Below are 26,996 nucleotides of genomic sequence, written 5' to 3'. Positions count from 1 at the left end.
GCTTCAGACATGACCGAACGTGCCGCCTCAGCCGACTTCCTGACCGCCTTTGCCACCGGCTGGCCGGAGCGGGAGCCTCATCTCATGGTGCTGTCGCTGACCACCCAGAAGGGCGTGCAGGACTTCGCCATGACCCGGGAGCAGGCGCTGCTGATTGCCAAGACCATCAAACGGACCGCGGCGCAATTGGCGCCCGCTCCGGCCGGTGGTCCGGTGCCAGGCGTGAAGCGCGCTTGAGCGGGCGCCGCGCCGGTCAGAGCGCGACGCGCTTCCGTCCGTGTCTCTTTATTGTCTAGGTCGTGGACTCAAACCGCATCCAGAGGCGGGTTGAGGCGAGCAAGACGGCGGAGAGGAAATTGCGAGCGCTCTTATCGTAGCGGGTCGCGATGCGGCGGAAATGCTTCAACTTGTTGAAGAAGCGTTCGATCAGATTGCGCTGTCGATAGAGAGCAGGATCGACCGAACGCTGAACCTTGCGGTCGCGGCAGGTTGGGATGTGAGCGCGCCCGCCACGGCTTTCGACCAGATCGATGAGGGCTCGGGCATCGTAACCGCGGTCGGCGACCAGATCGCGCCCCGGCTCGACCGCTTCGATGAGGGGCGGCGCCACGGTCTTGTCCGAGGACTGGCCCTGCGACAGCACAATATGGACCGGCATGCCGGCCTGATCGACGATGGCGTTTATCTTGGTGCTCAGTCCTCCACGAGAACGGCCGATGGCGTTATCCGGGCCCCCTTTTTACCACCGGCGGCGTGCTGGTGAGCGCGGATGATCGAGGAGTCGATTAACTGCAATGACTGTGGAGACTTCGCTGCCAAGGCCTCAAATATCTGCAGCCAGATGCCCTTCTTGGCCCATCGATTAAAGCGATTGTAGGCTGTTGTGTAAGGGCCATAGCGCTCAGGCAGATCGCGCCACGGCGTGCCAGTGCGCAAGACGAAGAAGATGCCGTTGAGCACCTTGCGGTCATCCGGCCGCGGCCGGCCGTTCTTCTTGCCCTCCGCTCCAGGCAACAGCGGCGCGATGATTGTCCACTCCGTGTCTGAAAGGTCGAAGCGAGCCATCGGGACCTCCTCTTTTGGGAAGCCTTGAATCACTCCGCCCCGTCACCCGCAAGGGGTTTGGGTACAGGACCTAGCGCGAGAGCGAGATCGTCGCTGCGCGGAACTGGCTGTCGGCGCGGATTGATACCGATTGCTTGTTGCCGCGGGTGGCGAGCGCGATATTGGCGTTGAAGCCGGCGGTCGTCGCGACGAGCTGGAAGTTGCCGCCGCCGCCGCGCCCCTGCAGCACACCGCTGACGCCGCGGCTGGTCTCGCTCCAGCTTCCCGAGATCGCCGAGCCCTCGGCGACCACATCGGCCTGCAGCCCGAATTTATAGGCGTCGCTCGCGCAGGTCAGGACCAGGCCCATGCGCGGACCCGCGACCGCGTAATTGGCCCGGCAACGGATGCGTTCGGTCGAGCCGTCCTCGAGCGCCACCGTGCCGCTGCCGCTCCACGTCCCGGCCAGGCCGGTGAAGGCGCCCGGATCGGCCCATGCCGGGCCATCGGCAAAGAGTGCACACAGCAAAACGGCGGCTGTCGAAAGCCGCCGCCTGGAGAAGGGGGCGTGGCGTGCCTTAGAGGCGGGACGCCTGCCAGCGCCCGCTGCACGGGATACCTGCCGAAGCTCCATTCCATTTGCCGGAGCCGGAATTGCCGCTGAGCTGACCATTCGCGTATGCGCCATTGATCGAGACCTTGACCACGCCCTCGCGCCCGATCGAACCCGAGACGTTGGCGCCGGCGGCCGAAATCTTACCGTCGGAGACGATCAGGGTCGAGCTGGCCGTGGGCTCGCAGCTGCCGCTGTTGGTGACGATCGTGACCTGCCACTGTCCGTCATAGGGCGATTGGGCAAAAGCAGGAGAGGTTGCAGCGCCTGCCAGGATCGACGCGGCGAAAGCCATTCCAATGCGATCGAGACGCATGAATCGATGTCCCTCAATGTCTGTGATCGGCTAGCTTATTTGGAAGAATTGTGACGAAAATTTGCCGCGCCGCCGCAATGGAAAATTATCTCGTCTTTTCAAACGGGTAAAGGTTAATCCAAAACTCGGCCTTGAGCCATTTCGGCGACATTGCGGGGAAATTGGGAACTCGTGCGCGACTCGAGCACATCGGCGCCATCGCGTTGCACCGTCTGGAAAATGCCGCCGCTTGCTCAACCGGCGCGGCAGAACAGAGCGATCATGTGGCGCAAGATGCGGTGCGACGATCCGCACTTTAGATCATCATGCGTTTCCACGGAAACGCATCATGATCTTTCCTCTTTGTTTGAGCATGATCTTTTCGGAAAACCGGTTTCCACCAGTGACCGCGATGCTCAGTGCGGCGTCTGCTCAGTGCGGCGTCAGGCTCGGCGCCTTGGTCGCGAACTGCTCGTCCTGCGGCTTGGCGGGGATCGTGCCATGGGCTTTGGCATATTCGACGACGTCGCCGAACAGCTTGAGGCCGAGCGGCGCCAGCGCGCGCTCCCACAATTCGCGGGCCGTTTCGCCCTTCTTCACAAAGCACCAATCCTGCGCGGCAATGGCGCCGGCATCCATGCGCTCGGCCAGATGATAGATCGTGCCGCCCGCGATCGGATCGCCCTCTTTGACAGTCCACTCCACGGCCGCAATGCCGCGATGCCGCGGCAGCAGCGAAGGATGATAGCCGATGCCACCCAGCGGTGCCGCCTGGACCGCCTCCTGCGTCACGCGGGCATGGCTGTGGGCGGTGACGATCAGATCCGTCCCCGGGGCGATCTCGTTCGCAGGCACCACCTTCGGGTTGGCCTGAACGAGAACCTCGATGCCGGCCGCACGCGCCGCCGCGGCGAGCCTGTCCTCGCCATCATGCACGACGACCCGCGCGATCTCGATGCCTCTCTCACGCAGCATGTTCAGTGTGGCCACACCGAAATGGCGGGAGCCGACGAGGGTGATACGCATGGCCAGGGATCTTCCACGGTTGGGGCGGGGCAAAACCCAGGCTGCTTTCGCAGTCCGGGTGAGTTCGGGTCAAACCAAGCCTTGCGCCTCAGGTCAAGCGGCTGCGGTGCGTTCATCACAGTCACAGGGAGCGTCCGGCAGCCGCACCGCCAGCCGACGGCCGTGCATCGTCTAGGGCTGCGGCGTCAGCAGGTTCTGTCCGATGGCGTGAAACCACGGTTCGATCCAGACCTCGGAGGAGCGCGACATGCCGGGTCCGACGATCGCAGACAGGAACAGCTTGTCCCCGACATGCTCGCCGAGACTGCGATAGGCCTCGAACTGGGCCTCGGTGAAGAACTGATTGGCGGTGGAGTGGTGCGGGAAGTCCGGCTCGTCCAGCCGGTAGCGACGAATGAACTCGCCTTCATTGCCGGTCAGCGACAGCTTGAGATAGATCAGATAGCCGAAGCTCTCGCTGCCGCCGCGTTCGGCGTTCGGATAACGGATGCGGCAGAAGGCGAAATGCGAGTGGCTGAGTCCGCTCGTCTTGCTCAGCCGCAGCGCATCCAGCCCGATCTCGATGGTGACACCGAGGTCGATCGCGGCCAGCCGCTGCAGGGTCGTCAGGCCGTGAAACGTCATCTGCGCGTCCTGCTCGCCGTCGATCGCGACGATATATTTGCAGCGCCGGCGCAGCAGCTCGTACACGCCGAGATTCTCGATGTGGCCGCCATCGGAGACGTTGAGGAAGGGCCTGGTCTCGTCGGCCTGGCCTAAGACCTCCTGCAGCAGGTAGGACAGGCCGGGCGGACCCACCTCGGCGGCACGTGCGTGGCCGGGATTCCTGATCCAATGGCCGAGCCGGATGTTGAACAGCGCCAGCCAGAAGCTGAGCGACTTGATCGTGCCAGTGCCCATCTGCGGCGCCGCGGCCGCGCCGGAGATCGCCATCGCCGTCCCAATGTCGAGATCGGTATTGAGACGTTCCCACGCGTCGGTCGGTTGGTGGCCGGTGAGGGGGCTGCCGCAAAAGTCCCTGCTGAACAGGAAGAAATCCGTCAACCGTCCCTGCATGCGGGACGCCTTGGAGGCGGGCACGTTCAGCGCGCAGTTGATCAGATGATACGGGCCGCGCCCGGCTTCGTTGCAGCTCGAGAGCGGGACCGACACGTTCTGCCTGAGAGGACCGAGCGGGTCGGCGGGATCGGGCTGCACGAGATAGGCCTCGGCGAGCTTCTTCTTGTAGTGGCGGTGCGGCGCGGTGAAGTTGATGTCGAACAGGTCGCAGAACAGCCAGAAGCCGATCGCGACCAGGACGCCGGCGATGAAGATGTTGCTGGTTGCTCCAAGCACCGGCAACACGGTGTTGCCATCGAGCTGATCATAGATGATGAGCTCCGCTCCGACGACGACCAGCGGCAGCGCGACCCACGACACAATGTACAACAGGATGCGAAGCGGAGCCGCCATGCGGCCGGACAGCGCGAGCATCGCGGAAGCAAGCAGCGGTGCGAGCGGGATCAACAGATAGAGCGGGTGCCATCTGAGGTTGTGGTGAAGCCAGCCGAGCCCATGCCACGCCAGCAGGACAATCAGGATCAGGCAGAGGACGAGCAGCAGCCGGTCGGCCATGCTGCGATGAGCCGGGCGCCGCCACAGCAGGGGCAGCACGAACGGGGTGAGCAGAAGCGCAGCGCCCGCGATCAATACGGGCGTGGGCCAGAACGCGGCCGGCGGCAGAGCAAGCCGCAGCATATACTCGACAACAGCGGCGATGGCCGCGAGGTAGATAACGCCGAGCCCGTTCATCACCATGCCATAGACCTGCGCGAACGCGATCTGCAGCCGTTCGACGCCGCTGCCGGTGGCGAGGTACTTGCTATGATGGCGGACATGTCGCAACGCGGCCGCCTCGCCATCCTCGCGCTGAAACGGCAGGTCGTCGCGCAGCAGGCCGAGCGGTGGCCCGGCTGTGGTTTCGCTGCTCAGAAATTGGCTGCTCAGGAAGGTCGTCATGAACGCGCCGATATAGCCGCCGCCCGAGACCGTGGAGAGATAATCGAACTGAAACAGCAGATTGCGCCGGGCGAGGGCGACCAGGACCCCGAGCGCAAAGGTCGCCGAGCGGATGCCACCGCCGGAAATGGCAAGGGCTGCGGCATGGGGCCGTTCCGTCCAATCCTGCTCGGGCGCTGTCCGTCCCTGCGCGGCAAGCCGCGCCGCATAAAGCGTGCGGCGATGCGCAATGGCGGCGCGCTCGGCGCTGTTGATGCCGGCCGCGACCCGGGGCGGCAGGCCGCCGAACTTTTCGTCGATCCCCCAAGGGAGTGATGCGTTCATCTCCTCCGCGATCGATTTGTTATGATCCATGGCGCCGTCGATGCCGGGCTCGGCAAACGGCGCGCCGTCGCGGATGGCGACGAGCAGCGCGTCCATACGCCGCAGGATCGGCTGCAATCGGGCCAACTCGTCCCGGAATGTGTCGGTCGCATCCAGCGCCTCGAGCGCACCGCGCTCGCTCAGGCGGTGCCATTTGGCGGTGAAGGGCCGGACATGGACATTGAGAACGTGCCAGACGAGGTCGTTCAGCAGCCCGCATTGCGGGTGCTCGTCGAAGATGGTCCGGGCCTCCTTGAACAGCTGATAGACGCTCGTGAGCGCCGCGACCTCCTCGCCATCCACATAGGGCAAGGCCTGGGTCGCGATGCGAGAAACCAGCTGAATATGCAGGCGGCCCGCCGCAGTCCGGTCTTCGTCAGTCGGGTCCGGCGCAGCTGCGGCGCGCGAGGGCAGGGGCGAATTGGCGAAGAGATGGGGCCGGCTTCGATTGGCCGCCTCCAGGAGCTCGCCCCAGCGCGTCATCGCAATCCTTTCCACGCATCGCGCCACCCTCGGGCCGTCGCGCAACGTTCGAAATTCGACCGGAAACACAATTGAATGAGGAAAGAAATCTCAACGAATATCTATAGTTGCGGTTGGATGGTTTGCCAAGTCGGCTCGCGCGGTCGCGCCCGCATGCTGCAGCACAGCATCGCCTGCTGGCGGCGAAACGTGGCCTCACGCGGGCGCTTGAGAGAGGGGCGGTCCATTCTTGACCGATCACCGGACACGCTAAGCGCGAGTAGTTTGCGTCAACGGATGTTCAACTGGAGGTAGATTATGAAAAGCGCGCTGGTGCGTAGTTCAACTGACAGCATTTCGAAATAATGAGGATAAATTTTTAAAGGGATTGGAGCACTATGTTTGTGCCGCTCCGCCGCGCGGCCGGATAGCCGGGTGCCTCGCCTGTCACCGATCCCTGGGCCAGAGCACCCGGTTATTGCGGCGTTCTCCCTCGCTAGGCTGGCGGCGGAGACGCGATGCCGAGCGCCTCGTAGAGCGGCCCGAGATGCTTCTCATAACGGCGCCAGCTGCCGATCGAGCGGCGGTAGAGTGGTTCGCGCACCTGCATCAGGCTGGCCGTCCGCACCATGCGCTCGGTCCGGTGGAAGTCGAGGCACGCTTCTTCCCAGTCAAGGTCGCAATGGGCGAGCACGCGGCGCGAGACGCCCTCGAGATCATCGACCAGATCCTCATATTGGACGTCCATCAGGACACCGGGCGGCAGCACGGCGTGCCAGTGCTCCATCACGCGCTCATAGCCCCTGTAGTAATGGCCGAGCTCGGTCAGGTCATAGGCGAAAGGCTGCGCTCCTGTGAACAGCAGCGAGTAGCAGGAGACGCAATTGTCCAGCGGATCACGCCGGGTGTTGATGATTCTGGCGCGAGGGAAGGCGGCATGGATCAGTCCGACAAACAGGAAGTTGAGCGGCATCTTGTCGACAATACGCTCGGCCTCGGGGGCCAGGACGCGCACGCGGGCCGTATATTCCCGGCCGAGCGCGGTCATCTCCTCCGGCGGCAGCAGCGCGATCAGGTCGGGAAAGGCAGGGGGCACCCTCTGACGGTTGGCGCATTCGCCCACGAGCTCCTTGAACGTCTCGAGCTCGCCGGCCCCGAATACCTTCGAATGGCTCGATAGCACCTGTTCCATGAGGGTCGTGCCGGAGCGCGGCATGCCGACGATGAAGATCGGCGCCCAGGACTCGTCGCCATGTCCGACCACCGAACGGAAGAATTCCGGCGTGAAGCGGCTGGCCACATTCTTCATCATCGCAAGACGCTGCTCCGAATCGTAGTCGAAGCTCTGGCGCTTGAGCGTGTTCGCCTGGCGTAGATGCGCGAACGCAGCATCGTAGTCCTTGAGATCGGACAACGCTTTGCCGAGCGCGAAATGAGCGGCGATCTGCTTTTCCTGATCGAGCTGATCAGCACGTTCGACCAACGCCCGCAGTCCAGGCAGCCGCCGATCGTCCGGCTTGAACTTCGCCATGTTGGCGAGGTTGAGGTGGATCGGCGCATCGTCCGGCGCCAGCTCCAGCGCCTTCTCGAACGCTGCGGTCGCCTCCTCGAAGCGGCCGAGCGCCTGATAGGCCACGCCCAGATTGTTGTATGAGCCGAACCGCTCCGGCTTCAGCTTGAGCGCGAGCAGGTTCTGCTCGATCGCTTCTTCGAGGCGATTGAGCTCGAGATAGGCATTGCCGAGATTGCCATAGGCATCGCCATAGTCGGGGCGGCTCGCGATCGCCCGCTTGTAATGCTCGATGGCGCGCTCGCGATGGCCCTGGCGCAATAGCACATTGGCAATGTTGTTGTGCGTTTCGGCGTGCTCCGGGCTGAACTCGAGAACCTTGAGGTAGCACTTCGCCGCTTCAATATCCTTGCCGGCCGTGTAGAGCAGGTTGCCCAGGGCAAAATGGGCGTCGAGATGCTGCGGCTTGTTCTCGATGGCGCGCCGCAGCAGCACCATCGCCTCCTCGCTCATCCCCTGGTTCTGGCGCACCATCGCGAAGGCGTAGAGAATGCCGGGATGGTTCGGGGACAGAGAGAGCGCAGTCTCGTAATGGCCGACGGCCGCATCGTAACGTCCGGCCGAAGCCTCGACCGCGCCGATGCTGCCATGGGCCTCGGCGGATTTCGCGTTGACGGCGACCGCCCGCTGGAAGCAATCCTTCGCCTCGTCGAGCCGGCTGCTGCCGCTGCAGATCATGCCGAGCCCGACCAGCGCGTCGAACTGGCGTGGCTGGCCGGCGAGGATCAGCCGGAAGATCGCTTCCGCATCATTGTTGTCGCCGCGCCCCTGGAGCTTCCTGGCCACCGCCACCGCGCCGTCCGCCAGCGTCTGCAAAGCTCCGAGTTGGTCGGCATCGAAAAGCGGGGTGTCGCCGATCGGTGTGGCCACCGGCGGCGCGAGGTTCGTCGGCGACGGCTGCATCGAGCCGGAGATGGCGTCGGCGACGGGCGCCTGCACCTCGGCTGGACCCAGCGCGTCGAGCAACGGCTTGAGCCGGTCGCCATACAGCCGCCAGCGGCCGACCGATCCGGTGAACAGCGGCTTGCGCACCTGGACCAGGCTCGCAGTGTTGACCGGCCGCTTGGTCTCGTGGAACGAACGGCAGCGTTCATCCCAGTCGAGGCCGGCATGGGCGACGATCTTGCGCGCGTGGGGCTCGAAATCGCGCACCACGTCCTCGTAGGCCACATCGAGCATCACGCCGTCCGGCAGGATCGCGCGCCAGTGCTCCATCAGCGCCTCATAGGCACGGTAGTAGCGGCCGAGCTCGGCCAGATCGTAGGAAAAGGGCTGCGGCTCCGAAAACAGCTGGGAAAAGCAGGACAGGCAGGTGTCGATCGGATTGCGTCGGACGTGGATGATGCGCGCGTTGGGCAGCGCAAGATAGATCAGGCCCGCAAACAGGAAGTTCGAGGGCATTTTGTCGACGATGCGGGTCACACCTGCGGGCAGATCGGTAAAGCGCGCGAGATAGGCCTCGGCGATCGAGCCAAGATCGGCATCTGCGAGCTTGGCCAGCATGTCCGGATAGTCGCTGCGTGCACGATCGGTGAACAGCCCGGTCGCGGCCGCGAAGTAGTTCACCTCACCGGCCCCGTAAGCCGCCGGGTGACTCGAGAGGATCTGCTCGATGAGGCTGGTGCCGGAGCGCGGCATGCCGATCACGAACACGGGGGCGGTCGACGGGTCACCATGATTGGCGCGCGCCTGCAGCATGTCCCGGGAGAACACGTCGCGGATGCGCTCCATCTGACGCAGCGTCTGGTTCTCGTCATAGCTGATGCGGCGTCGCTCGAGCGCATTGCCGGCCTGAAGGTGCCGCAATGACTTTTCGCCGTCCTTGACGTCGGCATAGGCGCGGCCAAGCGTGAAGTGCAGCGTGATGCGTGCGTCGTCGCTCAGCGTCTCTACGCTCGCCGCCAGATCCTGCAGCGCCGGCCAACGCGAATCATCGACCGTGAACGGCTTGACGACGCCGTAATTGAGATGGACGCCGATGTTGCGGGGATTGATCGCCAGCGCCGATCGGTAGGCCTGTTCGGCCTCGTCGAGCCGGCCGACGATCATCAGCACGCCGGCGAGATGATTCAAGGTCGTCGTATCGGCGGGTTCGAGGGCGAGGGCGTCGTGATAACCGGCGATGGCCTCGTCGAACCGCTTCATGTTGCGCAGAGTATCAGCGCGGTTGCGGTGCGCGATTGCGTAGCTCGGCCTGCGGCGCAGCGCCTCGTCATAATGCGCCAGCGCCTCCTCATGCCGGCCGCGTGACTGCAGCGCATTGGCGAGATTATTGTGGGCCTCCGGAAAATCCGGCCGTTCGGCGATCGCGCGCTCGTAGTGGAAGACTGCGATCGGCCAGCTGTTCATCTCCAGATGAAGGTTGCCGAGGTTGTAGTGCGCCTCGGCGAGATGCGGGCTCAGGACGAGGGCGCGTTGATAGGTGCGGACCGCGGCCTCGGTCTGGCCGATGGCCTGCTGGCAGCCGCCGATATTGAGCAGGACGGCTGGGGCATTGGGCTGGAGCGTGAGAGCGCGCTCGTAATGGGCGATGGCTTCGGCATGCCGGCCGAGCTGGCGGCAGGCGTCTCCGAGACTCGCAGCGGCGGCGGCGAATTGCGGCCGGGCCGCGAGTGCCGCCTCGTGATGCGACATCGCGCGCTCGAATTGTCCGAGGCGCTGCAGCGCGAAGCCAAGGGTCTGATGGGCGTCGGCATCATCTGCGTCGGCCGCGAGCGCAAGCTCAAGGTGCCGGACTGCGCCTGCCGGATCTCCGAGGTTGGTGAATGCGCTGCCCAGCAGGATCCGGGCCTGGATCAGCGTGTCGTCGAGCGCCACGGCGCGCTGGAAATGGACGCTCGAGGTCGCCAGGTCGCCCAGGCCAGCGAAGGCCTTGCCGAGCATCAGATGAAATTCCGCGGAGTCGCCGGCCTCGCGCGCTGCCTGATCGAGCAGGGTGCGCGCTTCGTGGACGTCGCCCAACTGCAGCCGCACCATGGCGAGGCCGCACAAGGTGCGGAAATGGTGCGGTTGGAGCGCCAGCACTTTTCGGTAGGCCTGTTCGGTGATCCGCAAAGCACGTTCATCGATCGCCGTCGCCGAAGGCGCGACGGGACCGGTCGAGGCGTTGATACTCCGAGGACGTAAGGCGAAGGCGGGCTCGTTCATGATCTCAACTTGCTGGGATGCGACGAAGGCCGTTTTCCAGGCGGATTGAAGCGAAACAGAGGCCCGAGCAGGGCAGCGATGAATCGATGGTGTAGAAGCGTTCGAGTCTGTTTGCCCGCTACGCCCCCTCGTCGTGCTGTCCACGGAGAGGGCCGCGTCTCGCGTACCTAAACGTTCGCTCCCGTGCTGCGTCCTGACGCAATGAAGCCGGCGCAGACCTCGGGTCTGCGCCGGTCGAGATCGATACGTCGTTCGAAGGCGGGGTCAGCCCCACATGTGATGCATGGCGTGGTGATGCGACATGTCGGGGCCCGTCGCGGCCGCTGCAGCCGTGTTGGCGGCCGCCGCTGCGGCATGGTGGTCTTGGCTGTGATGGCTGTGGTGGCTATGGCAGTGATGGGTCGTCGTGGTCTGGTTGTTGCCGCCTGTGGTGCCGCCGCCATTGGCGCCGCCGCCCGCGTTGCCCCCACCGGCGTTACCTCCACCGGCATTACCGCCGCCGGCGTTGCCACCAGCGTTGCCGCCGTCGGTCGCTCCGCCACCGGCTGTGCCGCCGCCAGTCGTGCCTCCGCCCGCGTTACCTCCGCTGGCGGTGCCTCCGCCGGCAGCGCCACCTCCGCCGGCCATGCCGCCGCCACCGGGGGTGGTCGTGCTCGCCGGTGTGCCGCCGGTACCGTTGGCGATGTTCGGGTTGGCGCCGGCCGGCGCACCCGTGCCCATAGCGATGCCGTTGACGGCTGTGGCCGTGATGAAGCTCGTGACCGAGTTGACGTAGGCTGATCCGCCGACCGCGATGTTGTTTCCGGAGATGTCGCCGGCATTGCCGATGAAGTTCGCCGCCGCAGCCTTCAACATTGCCTGATCCGTCGCCAGGGCGGCACCGGTGTCGCCGTTCATGATGCCCATGAGGGCCTTGGTCGCCATCGCGGAGTCCGCCTGCAGCGCTCCTGCGACGAGCTCATTGTCGAAACGGCCTTGGAATACGGCACCCTGCGCCTGATCGAACTTGACGCCGAAGTTCTGGTAGTTCGCGATCTGGGTGATGATGTCCTGTGTCGCGTTCGCGGTCCCGTTTGCCACAGCGTTCAGCTTGGCGCCGAGCGTGTTGGCTTCCGCCAAGAACGAAGCCCAGAAGTTAGTCTGCACCTGGTTGTCCTGGAACTTGGTGACCGTTCCGGTGAGGCCTCCCGGCATTTCGGAAAAGCCGCCGCCATGGCCCGGCATGCCGGTGCCGCCGGCGGCCTTGTTCAGGGTCGCGTCGTTCTGGAACACGTCGATCATATCCAGAATGTTGTCTGCGGTGCCGCGGAGCGCGGTCGGATTGGCCTGTGTTTCCGGGCTATCATATTTGTTCAACTGCAGACCGATCTGGCCGACCAAGGTCTGCAGATGCAGGGTCGTCGTCTGAGCATCGACTGCGGTCAGACCGGCTTCCAGCGCCGCCAGCTTGGCGGGGTCGTTGAGGATCGCCTGCAAGCCCTGCTGCACAGCGGTGAAGTCGGCCGTGACTTGTCCCAGATTGTTGGCGCTGATGCCACCGAGCGCGAGGTCGGCCACTGCGTTATAGACTTGGCCGATGGCGACGAGATCGCCGGCGGTGGCCTTGGCGAGATTGGCGGCGCCGTCATTGCCGGCCGGGAGAGACTGGAAGGCGACGTCCTGCGCGCCTGTGTTGGCCAGGAAGGTGAAGTTCGTCAGAGCCGAGGACAGATGGGCATCGCCCTGGATCTGCTGCAGGATCATCTGCTGCACGTTGTGGATGGTCTGGTCGGCCTCGGCCAGCGTGTTGGGATTGGTCGTGTTGGGCGCCGCGTTGATCAGCGTTGTGATCTCGCTCTGCACCTGCGTCAGCACCGCCGTGTCGGTCGCATTGAGCGTGAACGCCTTGCCGCCGAGCGTCACCTGGCCGGGATTGGCGAGCATAGCGGCGATGTCGTTCTGCACGGCATGCAGATCGGTCGTGTAGCTGGTGAGGAAGGGATTGGAGTTGCCGCTGTTCTGCGGCGTCGAGAACAGGCCGGTCGAGATGCGAACCGCGTCATTGAAGACGACGCCGGCCTGAACGAGGTCGGTGGACAAGTTGAGCGCGTCGGCGCGGTTCAGCAGATTGGACGTGCCATTCGCCAGCGCCGTCGGGTTGAAGGTATTGGCTGCCATTGATCATCTCCCCAAGTTTCAACCCGGCGTCTGCTGCTTGGCGTCTCGGCAGCACGCGGGCGTTGATCGGGATGCGACGTCTCACTCACTCCTTCCGGAGCGGGCGATTTGTCGCAGCCACAGAGCACTTGGGAATTATTTGCTCCAATGGGGCCAAAAGAAGCGGTGCAGGGTCCTCAAATATGATGTTGTTCGGGCACAGGCGCGCTGTCGCCCGCAAGCCACGTCAGCCCTTGGTAATGTTCTAACTCGTTGATTTTAGTCGTGGCCCCTCTGCAACAATGCGTTGTAATCGATGGACCGATGCACGTTATCGACAAGAAGTTGCCCTGATCTGGCGATGGTTCCTCGGCCTCTCCTTGGAACCGTTCCAACGTCCCTCGACTCGGTCCGCTGGAAGATCCTGGTTTCGGCGGTGGCGCAAGCGGCAGCCGAGCGGGGCTCGGCTGGGCTCGCACCGGCGCTTCCGCGGCGTGATCATGGCGAGCGGAGCAGCTCAGGTGACTGCTCCGCCGCTCGGTCACACACCTCACGCCCACATGTGATGCATCGCGTGATGATGCGACAGGTCAGGGCCGGTCATCGCACTCTGGGCAGTCACGTGTGAGCTGTGATCGTGATGGTGATCGCTGTGGTGTGCATTGTTGCTGCCATTGTTGGCAGTCTGTCCGCCGGTTGACGTCCCGCCATTGTTAGCTGTGCCTCCGCCATTGTTGGCGGTGCCGCCGGCATTGCTGGTTCCGCCAGCCGCTGCGCCGCCATTCGCTGTCGTTCCGCCGGCCGCGCCCGCAGCTCCGGCAGCCGCCCCGCCCGCGTTGGTCGTTCCTGCCGCCGCCGTGCCGCCGGTGCCGTTGGCGAGGTTCGGTGTGGCGGTGACCGGAATGGTGCCGTGAGCGGTGCCCTTGATGGACGTCGCTGCTGAGATGGTGGTCGCCGTGCCGACATAGGTGCCGCCATTGACCGGGATGTTGTTGCCCGAGACGTCCATGGCGTCGGCGGCAAAACCCTGTCCGGCCGCGGCGATCATCGCCTTGTCCGCTGCCAGTGCCGCGCCGGTGTCGCCGTTGAGGATGCCCTGCAGGCCCTTCACGGCGGCGGCCGTATCGGCCTCCAGCGTGCCGCTCAGGAGCTCGTTGTCGAAGCGGCCCTGGAACACCGCACCTTGGGCGGCATCGAAATTGGCGCCGAACTGCTGATAGTTCTGGATCTGGGTGATCAGCGCGGCGCTGGCTTGTGCTGCGCCGGTGGCGATCTTCTGCAAGGTCGCATTGATGGTATTGCCCTCGGCCAGGAAGGCAGCCCAGAAATTGGTCTGTGCCTGATTGTCCTGGAACTTGGTCACGGTGCCGGTCAGGCCGCCCGGATCCTCGGCAAAGCCGCCGGCATGACCCGCTTGGCCATTGCCGCCGGCCGCCTTGTTCAGATTGGCGTCGTTCTGAATGATGTCGATACTGTCGAGCAGATTGTCGGCCGTGCCACGCAGCGCGGCCTGGTTGCCGGTGGCGGCGGCCGCATCATATTTGTTGAGCTGAAGGTTGACCTGTCCGAGCACGGTCTGCAGATGGATCGTGGTCAACGCGGCCGCGTTTGCGGTCTCGCCGGTTTCGATCTGCGCAAGCTGCGTCTTGTTATTGAGGATGGCGGTCAGCCCTTGCGACACCGCCGTCAGATCGGTGTTGATCTCGGCGAGATTGCCGGCGTTGACTCCGCCGGAGGCGAGCTCGACGGCCTTGTTGAACACCAGGCCGACATCCTTCAGGCTGTTGCCCGCGGTGGCCGCAGCAAGGCTCATGGGGTCATCCGCACCGGCGGGGGACGTCTGGAACGCCACGTCCATTCCTCCCGTATTGGCCAGGAATGGAACGTTGTCGAGCGCGTTCGTAAGATGCGCGTCGTTGTGGATCTCCTGCAGGATCTCCTGCTGCAGCGCGTGGATCGTCTGGCTGGCGGCTGCTTGCGTGTTGGCGTTCGCGAACTGTCCGGCGGCCTGGAGCAGCGTCCCGAGCTGGCCCTCGACATTGGTGAGGACAGCGGTGTCGGTGGCGTTCAAGGCGAATGTCTTGCCGCCGAGAGTCACCTGGCCTGGATTGGCCAGCATCGCGGCGATGTCGGTCTGCACCGCGGTGATGTCAGCCTGATAGCTCGTCAGGAAGGCCGGCGAGTTGCCGCTGTTGGCGAGGCTGAACAGACCGAGCGATGCGCGCACCGCATCGTTGAAGACGACGCCCGCCTGGACCAGATCCGTCGAGTGCTGGATCGCGGTGGCCCGTGTCAGCAGGTTGGATGTGCCATTGGCCAGCGCGGCCGGATCGAAATTCACTGGCGTGGTGTGCATCCCGCCCGTGCCGGTTCCTCCACCAGCACCGCCGCCGCCAGTGCTCGGCGGCGTGGTGGACGAGCCGCCGGTGCCGTTGGCGAGGTTCGGGGTCGCGGTGACGGGGATGGTGCCCTGGGCCAGGCCGTGCACGGAGGTCGCTGTCGACACCGTCGTGGCTGAGCCGACATAGGTCGCGCCGCCAATGGCGATGTTGTTGCCGGACACGTCCATCGCGTCCGCCGCGAAGCCCTGTCCGGCGGCTGCGAGCATCGCCTTGTCGGCCGCCAGCGCGGCGCCGGTGTCGCCGTTCAGAATGCCCTGCAGGCCCTTTACCGCAGCGGCCGTATCGGCTTCCAGCGTGCCGCTCAGAAGCTCATTGTCGAACCGGCCACGGAAGACATTGCCTTGGGCCGCATCGAAATTGGCGCCGAATGCCTGATAGTTCTGGATCTGAGTGACCAGTGCGGCGCTGGCCTGCGCGCCGCCGGTTGCGATCTTCTGCAGCGTCGCGTTGATGGTGTTGCCCTCGGCCAGGAAGGCGGCCCAGAAATTCGTCTGCGCCTGGTTGTCCTGGAACTTGGTCACGGTGCCGGTCAGCCCGCCCGGATCTTCCGCGAAACCGCCGGCGTGACCGGGCTTGCCGTTTCCGCCCGCGGCCATGTTCAGATTGGCATCGTTCTGAATGATGTCGATACTATCAAGAAGATTGTCAGCCGTGCCTCGGAGCGCGGCCTGGTTGCCGGTGGTCTCGGCTTTGGCATACTGATTCAGCTCGAGATTGACCTGTCCCAGCACCGTTTGCAGATGGATCGTCGTCAGAGCTGCGGCATTCGCGGTCTCGCCCTTCTCGATCTGTGCCAGCTGGGTCTTGTTGTTGAGGATGTTGGTCAGGCCCTGCGAGATCGCGGTGAGGTCGGTCGTCACCTCCTGCAGATTCGCGGTGCTGATGCCGCCGGAGGCGAGATCGACGACCTTGTTGAAGACGACTCCGACGTCCTTGAGGGTGTTGCCCGCGGTCGCGGCCGCCAGACTCGCCGCATCGTCGGCGCCAGCCGGCGTGTTCTGGAAGGCGACATCCTGGCCGCCAGTGTTGGCGAGGAAGGCGACCTTGTTGAGGGCGCCGGAAAGATGCGCATCACCGTTGATCTCCTGCAGGATCTCCTGCTGGACCGCATGTACCGTCTGGTCGGCGGCCGTGATCGTTGCGGCGTTCGCGGTCTGCGGTGCAGCTGCGAGCAGCGTCGTGATCTGCGCCTGCACATTGGTGAGGACAGCGGTGTCGGTGGCGTTCAGCGTGAAGGTCTGGCCACCGAGGGTGACCTGTCCGGGATTGGCCAGCATCGCCGCAATATCGTTCTGAACGGCGTGCAGATCGGTCGTGTAGCTGCCGAGGAACGGGTTCGAGTTGCCGCTGCCGGCCTGCGTGAAGAGGCCGAGCGAGGCGCGGACCGCATCGTTGAACACCACGCCCGCCTGGACCAGGTCTGTCGACAGGTTGAGCGCCGACGCCCGCACCAGCAGGTTCGACGTTCCGTTGGCCAGAGCCGTCGGGTTGAAGGTGTTATTCGCCATAAATCACTCTCCCCAAATTCATCCGCCCGGTGGGCCCCGTGCGTGACTGCCCAGCGCCGAAGCGTTGTCAGCTCGAGCCATGTCCAGCGTCGATCGCGCTCGCGCCGGGCATGCGCCAGTTTGTCGCACTGTGCTATTTGGTCGCAGCAATCAGGCCAAAAGAAGCGTGGGAGAGTCCGCGATTGTGTTGTTGTTCGGGCATCGCGGGTTCGTGACCGCTTGCCCCGGTGGTTTGCCAAGTGCTTGATTTCGACTGGCAAGCTCAAAAGCGGGCTACGGCGATCTGACGCGAATTACATCTTCTCGTCAAGATGCTGCCCGCATCTTGCCGGGCGTTCAGCGGCGTGCATGCGCAGGGGATCAACGGTCCGCGATCGGAATGTCGTGCGACGTCGCGTGGAACTGTGGAGGGCCGCAGCCGGTGCTCAGGAGGCCGGCGCGCCCTGGCGGAGAAGCAGGAGTGTGTTCCTGATTTTCGGCAGCAGCGTGCGGGAGAGCTGGTTCCACGCCGGATCCTGGTTGTTGGCGCTCAACGCGCGCTGCACCAGGCCGAGGCTCACCCGATAGGCGGCGAGCGCGCCATGACCATGTCCGAGCGGAATGAGCGCATCGCCCAGGCTCTGATAGGAATTCGCCAGCGCCCTTTGCAGGTTGGACTCGCCCGGAGCTGCCGCGCACATCTGCGTCGTGAGGGCGGTATTGGCGCGGCGGTGATCGAAGGCCTCCTGGTGCCGGCTCTCGGCCGTGAGCACGTCGGCCAGCAGCGCATGGGACCAGGCGAGGTCACGTTGGTAGCCGGTATTGTTAGGATAGGCTGCGTGGAGCCGCTCGGCGACGGCGAGGCTTGCGCGATAGGTGGCGTGTGCGCGTTCGAGGTCGCGCTGCACAAACAGAATTGCGCCGATCCGGTTCAAGGCCACTGAGAAGTTGCGCTGGAAACCTGGATGGTCCGGATCGGCTTCGGTCAAAGTCCTGACCATGGCTGCGCTTCGCATGTAGCTCGCAATCGCCGCAGCCAGCTCACCGGCGGTCGCGGCGCGGTCGCCTTCTGCGATGAATTCTGCAGCCTGATCCAGCATCTTCCCGGCGCCAACGGTGAGGCCGACCGCAAACCCGCCGCGGTGAACATCGCCGAGACTGCGCTCGAGCAGTTCGCTGATCGCGAGCGGCTCTTCGTCGGACGAACCGTCCGGCTCGGCCAATGCGGCGCGCGCGTCATATGCATCGGAGGCGTCGGTCGGTTCGGCCACGCCGGAGGAGGGCAGTTGGGCCGAAGGCGGCAAGCCCTCGCCAAATCCCGGAATGCTCAGCAATGTCGCCTTGACATGATCCGCGGTGATGAGGCGCGTGCATTCGAATTGTCTCGGCGTGTCCTTCAGGCGCGGACACCAGAGAGCGTCAGCATGGTCGAATTGATGGCCCGCGTCGTTCCAACAGCCGTTGCAGGCGTGATAATTGATGACGCGGAAGGGTGTCGCAAACTCGTTGGTCGGATGAGTGAAGCCGCTGATCAGTACGACCGGCGTGCCGGAGGCCCATGCCAGCCATGACAGGCCGCTCGACAGCCCGATGAAGAAGGCGGCATGCCTGAGCCATCGGGCGCGCTCCTGCAACGGCCGATCGCCGGTCTGGTCCTCAGCCGCCGCCGGGATCTGCGTCCGATACGGATCACGGGTGGTGACGGGATGCTGATCGATGCAGACCACGCGATAGCCCCGTGCTCTCAGGAAGGCGACCGTGCGATCCCAGCCTTCTGGATTGTTCCAATGCTTGCATTGGGTGGTGGCCTGCACCGAGATGCAGACGTAAGGCTCGGCGATCGGGCGGCTGTCGTCCGCGAGCGCGACAAAGGGCGGCTGCTCGGCCGGGTCGACGCCGAGGATATAGGCCGCGGTCCGGTGCAGGCCGACCTGGCGGAAATCGCAGGGCTGATAGACGAATTCAGCGTCGTCGAAGAACAAGGCGACGGAGTAGGTCGCGTAAAATCGATCTGCCTCCACCATCTCATGAGTGACGAAGGTGATGTCAGGATAGGCGCTGCGGAACAGCGCGATGAGCGGCTCGCCCATGGCGCAAGTAAGCCGGCATTGGTGTACGTCCTTGAACTTCACCGCGTAGCTGAACCAGCCGATGACGTCGCCGATCGTGCCGACCGGAAACTGGATCAGAACGTCGCGCCCGCGCGCATCGTAGTCGTGACGGAGCACGCGCTCGTCGTCCGACCAGACCTCCAGCCTGAACGGGACGAAATAGCGCTTGGCGCTGTTGACGTGGCCCGACCGCAGATCGACGTCGAACAGCACGTTCCCGGTCTGACGATCGCTCAGCCGGACGCGCCAAGCCCGTCCCGTGTCGGGCAGCATGACGCGGCAGCCGTCGTTGAAGTCGAATCGGAGTCCAGCCGGTGCTTCCTGGGTCGGTGCCGTCGTGGGCCTCGGCAGGCGCGGCTTCGGCGCCAGTTCAGCCGATGGTGCGGCGCTGATCCCGGCGGTCGACGGTTCTCCTGCGCCCTGCCACAGCGGCGCAGGGTCGGAGGGACGCGGAAAATTTGCAAAGTTCATTTTGAATGGGACAGGCGGTCTGCGGCCTCCGCGAGGAGGAACGCAGACCGCGACATCGCGGTTCTACTGCTCGACGAAGGCGCGCCGCCACTGGTCGGTGATCGGCTTCATCAAATAGCTCAGCATCGTTCGGCTTCCGGTCTGGACGTAGACTTCGGCCTGCATGCCCGGCATCAGATTGACGCCGCCGAGCCGCTGCCGCTCCTCCTCGGACAGGGTGATCCGCACCGTGTAGAAGGTCGAGCCCGATCTCGGATCGTTGGTGATGTCGGGGGCGACGAATGAGACCTGACCGCTCAGCTGCGGCGTCGTGCGCTGGTTGAACGCATTGAATCGCACCATCGCGTTCTGTCCGGTGTGGACGTGATCAATGTCCTTGGGCTGCACATGCGCCTCGACCTGAAGCTCATCGGAATCGGGGACGAGCTCCATGATGGTCTCGCCAGGCTTGATCACGCCGCCGATCGTGTGCACGGCGAGCTGGTGAATGGTGCCGGAATTCGGTGCGCGCATTTCGATGCGGTCCAGCTGATCCCGTGCCGCAACGCCCTTCTCGACCAGATCGCCCTCCTTGGCCTGCGCGTCGCCGAGATCCTTGACGACTTCGCTGCGGAAGTCCTGATCGATCTTGACCGTCTGGAGCTCGGCTTCGCTGATCTTGGACCTCGTCTCCGCCACACTCGACACCAGCTGGCCGCGCTCGCCGTCGATTCGCGCGGCTTCCCGCTGCAGCGTCGTCAATCGCGTGAGTGGGACGAGACGCTTGTCGTAGAGTTCCTGCACACCGGCGAGTTCGCCCTTGATGAGCTCGATCTGCTTGTTCTTCGAATCGAGCTGGGACTCCATGCCGCTGATTTCGTTGTTCAGCTGGACGATGCGGCCCTGCAGCAGTTCCTTCTGGCTCTTGCGGGTGGTCGCGCGCGCCTTGAACAGCGCGTTCTCCGATGCGATCACGGCGCGGACATGTGCATCGTCCGGACGTGACGTCAGCGATGTCGGATATTCCGGCTGATCGAGGCCGTCGCGCTCCGCCGAGAGCCGGGCGATCTTGGCGCGCTGCTCGTTCAACTGCTTGGTGATCGCCTGCAGCTGCGCCTGGCTCTGCGTCGCATCGAGCCGGACCAGCAGATCGCCGGCGGTGACCCGCTTGCCGTTGTCGACCTTGATCTCGGCGATGATGCCGCCGGTCGGATGCTGGATCGCCTTGACGTTGGATTGCACCACGAGATTGCCCGGCACGACAATGGCGCCGGCGAGCGGCACCAGGGTCAACCAGCCGCCGCCGAGCACCGCGGCCACGAGCAGCACACGCAAGCCGAGACGCAACTCGTTCTCGAACATGCGGCCGACCCGCGGCACGAGCGGTTCGTCCGATGGGCCATCGAGCGCAGCCGCCGTTCCCTGGGCCGCAATGAACGTCATGCCTGTGGTCAGCGCCGTGCCGGCGGTGCCGACGATGCGTCCGACGCGGGTTTGCGGAACGGCGTATGCATGGTCGACGCGCGCCGGAACGTTATGCTGCGGCATCGCGCGCAGGGCTCCGCCGCCGACATTGCCGTCGCGATTGGCGTTCCGCAGGTCGAGCAGGGCTGCATCATGGGTTGGCGGGCGCGTCTGCTGCTGACGTGGCGGCGGTGAGAATTCGGGTTCGCGTGATCGCATGGCTGGCGCGTGGCCGTGCACTTGGCCTTGCAGCTGGCCTTGGGCCTGGTCTTGCCACTCCATCTCGCGGATGCCGGACGCGCGTTGCGGTCGGGCGGTCGCGCTGCGGAAGCCGAGCAGCGACAGCGACGCCCCGAGCGCCCGTCCCATCTTGCCCGGCCGCTTCTTGGTGCGGGGTGATTTGTTGCGCACCGCCGATGGCGGCGCGCGCCGCTTCTTGCGGGATCCGCGATTGTCGCGCGGATCGGCATCCGAGCCGTCGTCGAAGGCACCCTGCAGCCGCTGCAGCTCGAGGATCAGGGCATCGCCCTGCGGTCCGACCGCGCGCGTCTTCGGCCGCACATAATCTTCGTCATCGAAGGGCCGGAAGTCGTTGATGTGTTTCATTGATCAAACGCTTTCTGCTGGGGCGGCGCGACGAAGCGATCTCACGTTCGGATTCGGAGCTTGCGCAGGGGCTGCGACCCTTGGCGCAGCCGCGGCATGCGCGACAGCCGGTCCGGCCGGCGGCTTGGCCCCGGCGACGCGTGCAAAGATCTCCTGGCAGGGACCGAATGCGATCGCCTTACCTTCGTAGAGGACCAGCGCCATATCGAGTGCGTTCAGCGCGCTCGGGCGGTGCGAGATCACGATCACGATGCTCTGATTCTGCTGCCGCATGATCTGGATGGCGCGGCTCAGAGCATTCTCGCCGTCAGTGTCGAGATTGGCGTTGGGCTCGTCCAGCACGATGAGGAACGGATCACCATAGACCGCACGGGCGAGTCCGACGCGCTGGCGCTGACCCGCCGACAGCGACATGCCGCCTTGGCCGATGCGTGTCGCATAGCCCTCCGGCAGCCGCAGGATGATGTCGTGGACACCTGCGATCTGTGCCGCCTTCAAGATCGAATCCGAACTCGCATTCTCGTCGAAGCGGCAGATGTTGTCGGCGATGCTGCCGTCGAACAGCGCGACATCCTGCGGCAGGTAGCCGATATGGCGGCCGAGATCCTCGTTGCTCCACTGGTCGAGCGCTGCACCGTCGAGCCGGACCGTGCCTTGCAGCGCAGGCCATATGCCCACCAGTGCCTTGGAGAGCGAGGTCTTGCCGGACGCGCTGGCACCGAGCAGCGCAAGCCCCGTGCCCGCCTTGATCGAGAACGACACATTATGGACGATCGGGCGATCGGTGCCGGGCGCGGCCACGGTCAATTCCTGCACCGTCAGCTCGCGATAGGGCCGCGGCAGGGCGACGGGCGGTGCCTCCGGCTTGGCGGTCGCCTTGCAGATGTCGCGCAGCCTGGCGATGCCTTGCCGCGCGGCAACGAGCTGCTTCCAGCTGCCCAGGGCGAGCTCGACCGGCGCCAGCGCGCGGCCCATCAAAATGGACGAGGCCATCATGACGCCGCCGGACGCCTGGTCCGACACCACGAGCGCGGCGCCGATGCCGAGCATGCCGGACTGCAGGATGAAGCGCAGCACCTTGGCTGCCGATCCGAGATTGGCATAGACGTCGCTCGCGCGGATATTGTCCTTCAGATAGCGCTCGTTGATAGCGTTCCAGCGTACCGAGAACCGATCCATCATTCCAAGCGCGCGAATCACCTCGGCGTTGCGCTGGGTGGCGTCGGCGAGAACCTGGCGCGCGGCGCTGGTATCGCTGGCCGATCGGCTCGCCTGCCGTGACAGCCGCTCGGTCACGAGCGTCATCGAGATGATGCCGACGGTGCCGATGATCGCGGTGACGCCGATCAGCGGATGAAACAGGAACATGCCGATCAGAAAGATCGGAATCCACGGCATGTCGAGGAATGCAGTCGGCCCCATGCTCGACATGAAGGCCCGCAACTGGTCGAGATCGCGCAGCGGCTGCTGCATCAGCATCGGCTTCGTCCCGCGCAAGGGCAGGGTGGCCAGGGCGTGATGGATGGCGTCCTGCAGGCTGGCGTCGAACACGGTCGCCACCCGACACAGCATGCGGGTGCGCAGGGCGTCGAAATAGCCCTGGATGATATAGACGAACAGAATCATCACCGAGAGACCGATGAGCGTCGCCATGTTCTTGCTCGGAATGACCCGGTCGTAGACCTGCATCATGTAGATCGAGCCGGACAGCATCAGGATGTTGATGACGCCGCTGAATACGCCGATGCCGGCCATGCGCCTGACCGCCTGGCGCAGACCCCGCGTCACGGGATCATCGCTCCCGGACAGGAGGTCATTGAGGGCAGCCGCGGCTTTCGTTCGCGGGCGGTCTTGAGCCAGACTCATCCAGGCGCGTCTCCCAAACGACAATGCTTCGATCACCGCTCTTGCCTGTCGATGCCGACGAATTTCCGGCAACAATGCGACACATGGGCATTTCTGTCGCAGCACGCGGCATATAGAGAAGCGGATAGCTGTAAACAGCGGTGCCGTTCGGCGCATCTGAATGGAACCGTCGCCGGCTGTCCGAGCGGTTCGAATTAGGACGCAGTTCTCTATAGTTGCGTGTCGATGTTGAGGCGCGATGTGCTGAGGGCGTCACACATTCGTCCGTCTATCACCTTGCTTCCGCACTCATTGGCCGCTGTCCGGGCCGATTGACGCCACGAAGCCGAATAAATCTTCCTGCGGTGCAACGGACTCGCGTTGTCATCTCGACGATGCGGTAATCCGTTGCGGGTGTGAGAGCGGAAATGGCGGCGGCAACATCCGAGCACACAGGTCTGCATCATGATGAGATGATTACGATCATTCATTATGGCCACGACAGGTCGCTGCCCGGATGTGACCGGAACTCTGCAAGCCAGCGGCCGATACGCACCGGGTATCCGGTCACAAAGAAAGACGAGACCAAATCAGGGAGGGCAAAATAGGCCAGTTCATTCGTGCTCCGAAGCAACCCGTCACCGGCTTTGGGTACAGCAACTGGTCTTTGATCGACGTGATCTTGAGGATCACGCCGGACGTAGTGGGGCAACGATCGAAAGGAGAGGGCGACGCCGCCGGCGTCGGTGTCGGACAGAGAGTTGCTGAGTGAAGAGTATCTTGGGGGACGAGAGTTGCTGAACTACATCACCATCGGAACATGCGATGCGGGACTCCTATCGCGTCGAGAGCAGAAGATTGGCGCCGCAGGTTCGGCCAGCCATGCTGCTGACGACCTGTTCAGCCTGAATGCGGTGACTGGATCGGCCGCGAGGGTTTGCGTCGGCGTCGGTCGGGAGGCGCACGCATGAAGGTCCGGAAGACGGATTACGGGACGATCATTCTGCACTGGACCCTGGTCGCCGCGACTGTGGTCGCGTTCCTGACGGGACTGCGCATGGCGACCGAGGCGCCGAATCATGCCTGGATCGCCAACAATCTCGATTGGTTGCTGCCGCGGCACCGGACCTGGACCTGGCACATGCCGGCAGGCGTCGTTCTTGCGAGCGTGGCCGTCGCCTACATGATCTACATCTCGAAGTCGGGCCTTGGTCGGCGCGTCACCATCGACAAGATGCGGTTCAAGGGATTGCTCGGTCGCCGGCCGGCGCGGCTCGGCTCAATCAGCGTCATGCTGCATTGGGTGCTGTTCATCGCAATGGCGATATTGATCGTCACCGGCGGCATGCTCTTCTTCGGTGTCGCGTCCGGCTATATGACCATGATGATCCACTGGTATGCGACCTGGGTCATCCCGGTGTTCGTGGTGATGCACGTTCTGGTTCACTTCAGCATCGGCGGGAAGATGCAGCTGTATCGCGTGTTCCGCCCGGCCCCGTTGCCGCCGCCGCCGCCGAAGCTCGATCCGGTCGAACTGCTGACGATGCTGGTCGAGCAGTCGGAGAAGCTCGAAGAGGCGGAGGCGCCTCCGAAGAAGAAGCCGGCGCCCGCCGCGCGGCCACCGATGCGCGAACCCATGCCGGCGCCGCGACGGATGGAGGAGCCTCCGCGCGTCCGTGCGGAGACACGCCCAGCTCCGGGGCGAATGCGTGCGCCGGCGCCGACTAAAGGCAATTCGCGTCGTCGCAACCCGAGCTTTCAGGCCAATCCGTTCGTCGTCGCCACGGCTGCTGCGATCGTGATCGGCTCGGCGATGTTTGCGGCCGACTACTACGCCGAGGACACGGTGACGGTCTATCGGATCGCCAGCTCCGATGCGCCCACGCTCGATGGTGATTCGTCCGATCGGGTCTGGCGCAACATTCAGCCGCACATGGTCACGACCAACCAGGGCGACAATTTCGACGGCACCGGAGAATCGCGCGTCTGGATCAAGGCCGCCCATGATGGAACATGGGTTTATTTCCTGGTCATCTGGGAGGATCCGACCCGCTCGTTGAAGCAGCTGCCGTTGATCAAGAAGGCCGACGGCTGGCACATGCTGCACAACGGATTTGAAAAGGGCGACGAGAACGACTTCAACGAGGACAAGTTTTCGCTGCTGTTCACGACGCTGCCGATCACCTTGGCCGCTGACCGAACGTTCCACATGAGCGCGCAGCCGATGCCGGACAAGCCGGCGACGCTGTCGGGTCGCGGTATCCACTATACGCCGGCGCCGAATTTGTACGCGGATGCCTGGCTGTGGAAGGCGACCAGCGGCGGTCCGACCGGCTGGATGGATGATGATCATTTCGGTCCCCCCGCCGAGCCGACGCCCGATCAGGTCAAGGGGCTCACGCCATACAAGGGAGGCTTTGCGCCGGATCCGGGCACGGCGAACTATTCGGACAATTTCGTGATCGACCGGGAGGCGGCGAGGCTTGGCAATCGCGGCGTGCGACCGAAGCGCCTGCCCAAGGACATTGCGGCGATGACCGCGGCGATGGGCGAGATCTCGCTCGATCCGAATATCGGCGAGAGCGAAGGGGCACGATGGTTCATGACCGAGGCTGAATCCGTGCCGTATTCCGCGGAAGCCGACGCGCAGACGCCGATCGGAACGGTCGTGCCCGGCGTCATCGTCAATGGTGAATTCACCGGAGACCGCGCCGACATCCGGTGCGCGGCGCGCTGGGCCGCGGGTCACTGGACGCTCGAGATTGCCCGCAAATTGGACACACACAGCAAGTACGACGTTCCGATCAAGAATGGCGTCTTCATGCGGGTCGCGGCTTTCGACCATACCCAGATCAGACATACGAGGCAGATCCGGCCGATGCGACTTGAGGTGCAGTGATGGGTAAGATTTGCAAAATCCAGTACAACAGGGAAACGTTCTACGCGAATGTGGGCGATATCCTGCTCGACGGCGCCATCAATAGTGGCGTGGATTTGCCCCATGACTGCCGCAGCGGAATCTGCGGATCCTGCAAGGTGACTGTCGTCGACGGCAAGCTGTTCGGCGGCATGGAAGGCGACATGGCGCATGCGTGCCAGGCCCGGGTGGTGTCGGATCTGAAGATCATCACCGAGCCGGTGCCCGATACGGTGACGATGAATTGCGAGGTCGGCGATCTCGTGCGGCTCGCGCCCGACGTCGTCGGCGTCACCATCGAGATGCCGAAGCCGCTGCGGTTCTTCCCCGGACAATATGCCAAGGTGCAGTATCGCGGCTTCCCGACGCGTTGCTACAGCCCGACCTATCCGATGGTCGGCGCGCCCGACAGTCATCTGCTGTATCTGCACATCCGCATTCTGAAAGACGGCCTGGTGTCATCGGCACTCGGCCGCGACATTCAGGTCGGCCACCGCGTCAAGCTGACGGCTCCGCTCGGCACGGCATTCTTCCGGCAGAAGCATCGCGGCCGAATCATCCTGGTCGCGAGCGGCACCGGCTTTGCGCCGATGTGGGCGATTGCGGTCGCAGCGATCACCGAGAATCCGAAGCGGGAGATCGTCTTCATCGTCGTCTCGCGCACGCTGCAGTCCTTCTACATGCATCAGGCACTGTGCCGGCTGGCGCGCTTTCCGAACGTCAAGATCATCCCGATCGTGTCGGAGCCTCAGAACGTATCGCCGGCGATCCGCAGCGGCCGCCCGACCGAGCACATGCCTGAGCTCACGCCGAACGACGTCGTCTATACCTGCGGCGCGCCGGCGATGACCGAGGCCGTGGCGAAGATGTCGCGCGCCGCCGGCGCAAAGTGTCATTGCGATCCGTTCGTCTCGTCGGCGCAACCCTCGGAGCAGAGCGGCGGCCTGATGGACCGTCTGGTCGGCTGGCTCGACAGCCAGCGCGGACGACCGGCGATGTTCCAGCCGGCGGAATGAGTTCGCGCGGCCGCTGAGAATGCGGCCGCGCGATCCTGCTGATG

At 64.4% G+C, this 26,996-nt stretch carries 14 protein-coding genes; 3 read left to right on the top strand and 11 right to left on the bottom strand.

The window, feature by feature from the left end:
• Positions 1-9: 9 nt before the first annotated feature.
• The gene (locus BBTA_RS20335) at positions 10-237 is read left to right on the top strand and encodes a hypothetical protein (protein ID WP_012044391.1); all 228 of its coding nucleotides are present in this window, start codon (positions 10-12) and stop codon (positions 235-237) included.
• 55 nt (positions 238-292) lie between these two features.
• Here BBTA_RS20335 and BBTA_RS39035 read toward each other — a convergent pair.
• The 11 genes from BBTA_RS39035 to BBTA_RS20275 all read right to left on the bottom strand — a co-directional run bounded on the left by BBTA_RS39035 (position 293) and on the right by BBTA_RS20275 (position 22,929).
• A protein-coding gene (locus tag BBTA_RS39035; protein ID WP_148221378.1) for an IS5 family transposase occupies positions 293-1,065 on the bottom strand; the annotation gives its coding sequence in 2 pieces (ribosomal slippage) (positions 293-732 and positions 732-1,065; 774 coding nt in all).
• Between the two features lie 70 nt (positions 1,066-1,135).
• A complete protein-coding gene (locus tag BBTA_RS20320) occupies positions 1,136-1,678 on the bottom strand; it encodes a hypothetical protein (protein ID WP_041750792.1) in 543 nt (180 codons plus the stop codon).
• Entirely contained in the window at positions 1,623-1,973 is a 351-nt protein-coding gene (locus BBTA_RS20315; protein ID WP_012044389.1) for a hypothetical protein, read from the bottom strand. Before BBTA_RS20315 ends, BBTA_RS20320 begins: the two co-directional genes overlap by 56 nt.
• A gap of 411 nt (positions 1,974-2,384) precedes the next feature.
• Positions 2,385-2,978, bottom strand: coding sequence for a formyltransferase family protein (locus BBTA_RS20310; RefSeq protein WP_012044388.1), 594 nt, complete (start codon positions 2,976-2,978; stop codon positions 2,385-2,387).
• 171 nt (positions 2,979-3,149) lie between these two features.
• Entirely contained in the window at positions 3,150-5,822 is a 2,673-nt protein-coding gene (locus tag BBTA_RS20305; protein ID WP_041750791.1) for a hypothetical protein, read from the bottom strand.
• 475 nt (positions 5,823-6,297) lie between these two features.
• Positions 6,298-10,518 (bottom strand): sulfotransferase, encoded by a 4,221-nt coding sequence (locus tag BBTA_RS20300; RefSeq protein ID WP_012044386.1) that lies wholly within the window; start codon positions 10,516-10,518, stop codon positions 6,298-6,300.
• 264 nt (positions 10,519-10,782) lie between these two features.
• Positions 10,783-12,675 (bottom strand): hypothetical protein, encoded by a 1,893-nt coding sequence (locus BBTA_RS40820; protein ID WP_012044385.1) that lies wholly within the window; start codon positions 12,673-12,675, stop codon positions 10,783-10,785.
• Positions 12,676-13,204: 529 nt separating this feature from the next.
• Entirely contained in the window at positions 13,205-16,564 is a 3,360-nt protein-coding gene (locus tag BBTA_RS41125) for a hypothetical protein (RefSeq protein WP_012044384.1), read from the bottom strand.
• Between the two features lie 425 nt (positions 16,565-16,989).
• On the bottom strand, positions 16,990-19,125 hold the full coding sequence (locus BBTA_RS20285) for an autotransporter strand-loop-strand O-heptosyltransferase (protein WP_012044383.1): 2,136 nt from the start codon (positions 19,123-19,125) through the stop codon (positions 16,990-16,992).
• Between the two features lie 63 nt (positions 19,126-19,188).
• Positions 19,189-21,174 carry an HlyD family type I secretion periplasmic adaptor subunit gene (locus BBTA_RS20280; protein WP_012044382.1) on the bottom strand — a complete coding sequence of 662 codons (1,986 nt, stop codon included), beginning with the start codon at positions 21,172-21,174 and terminating at the stop codon, positions 19,189-19,191.
• A gap of 3 nt (positions 21,175-21,177) precedes the next feature.
• Positions 21,178-22,929: a type I secretion system permease/ATPase gene (locus tag BBTA_RS20275; protein WP_012044381.1), complete on the bottom strand. Its 1,752-nt coding sequence runs from the start codon at positions 22,927-22,929 to the stop codon at positions 21,178-21,180.
• Positions 22,930-23,986: 1,057 nt separating this feature from the next.
• Between BBTA_RS20275 and BBTA_RS20270 the strand changes: the two genes are divergently transcribed.
• Complete coding sequence (locus BBTA_RS20270) at positions 23,987-25,918, top strand: ethylbenzene dehydrogenase-related protein (protein ID WP_012044379.1); 1,932 nt, start codon at positions 23,987-23,989, stop codon at positions 25,916-25,918.
• Positions 25,918-26,952, top strand: coding sequence for a 2Fe-2S iron-sulfur cluster-binding protein (locus BBTA_RS20265; RefSeq protein ID WP_012044378.1), 1,035 nt, complete (start codon positions 25,918-25,920; stop codon positions 26,950-26,952). Before BBTA_RS20270 ends, BBTA_RS20265 begins: the two co-directional genes overlap by 1 nt.
• The last annotated feature ends 44 nt before the right edge of the window (positions 26,953-26,996 follow it).

Source organism: Bradyrhizobium sp. BTAi1, assembly GCF_000015165.1.
GTDB lineage: Bacteria > Pseudomonadota > Alphaproteobacteria > Rhizobiales > Xanthobacteraceae > Bradyrhizobium > Bradyrhizobium denitrificans.
This window is presented reverse-complemented; position numbering and strand designations above follow the sequence as displayed.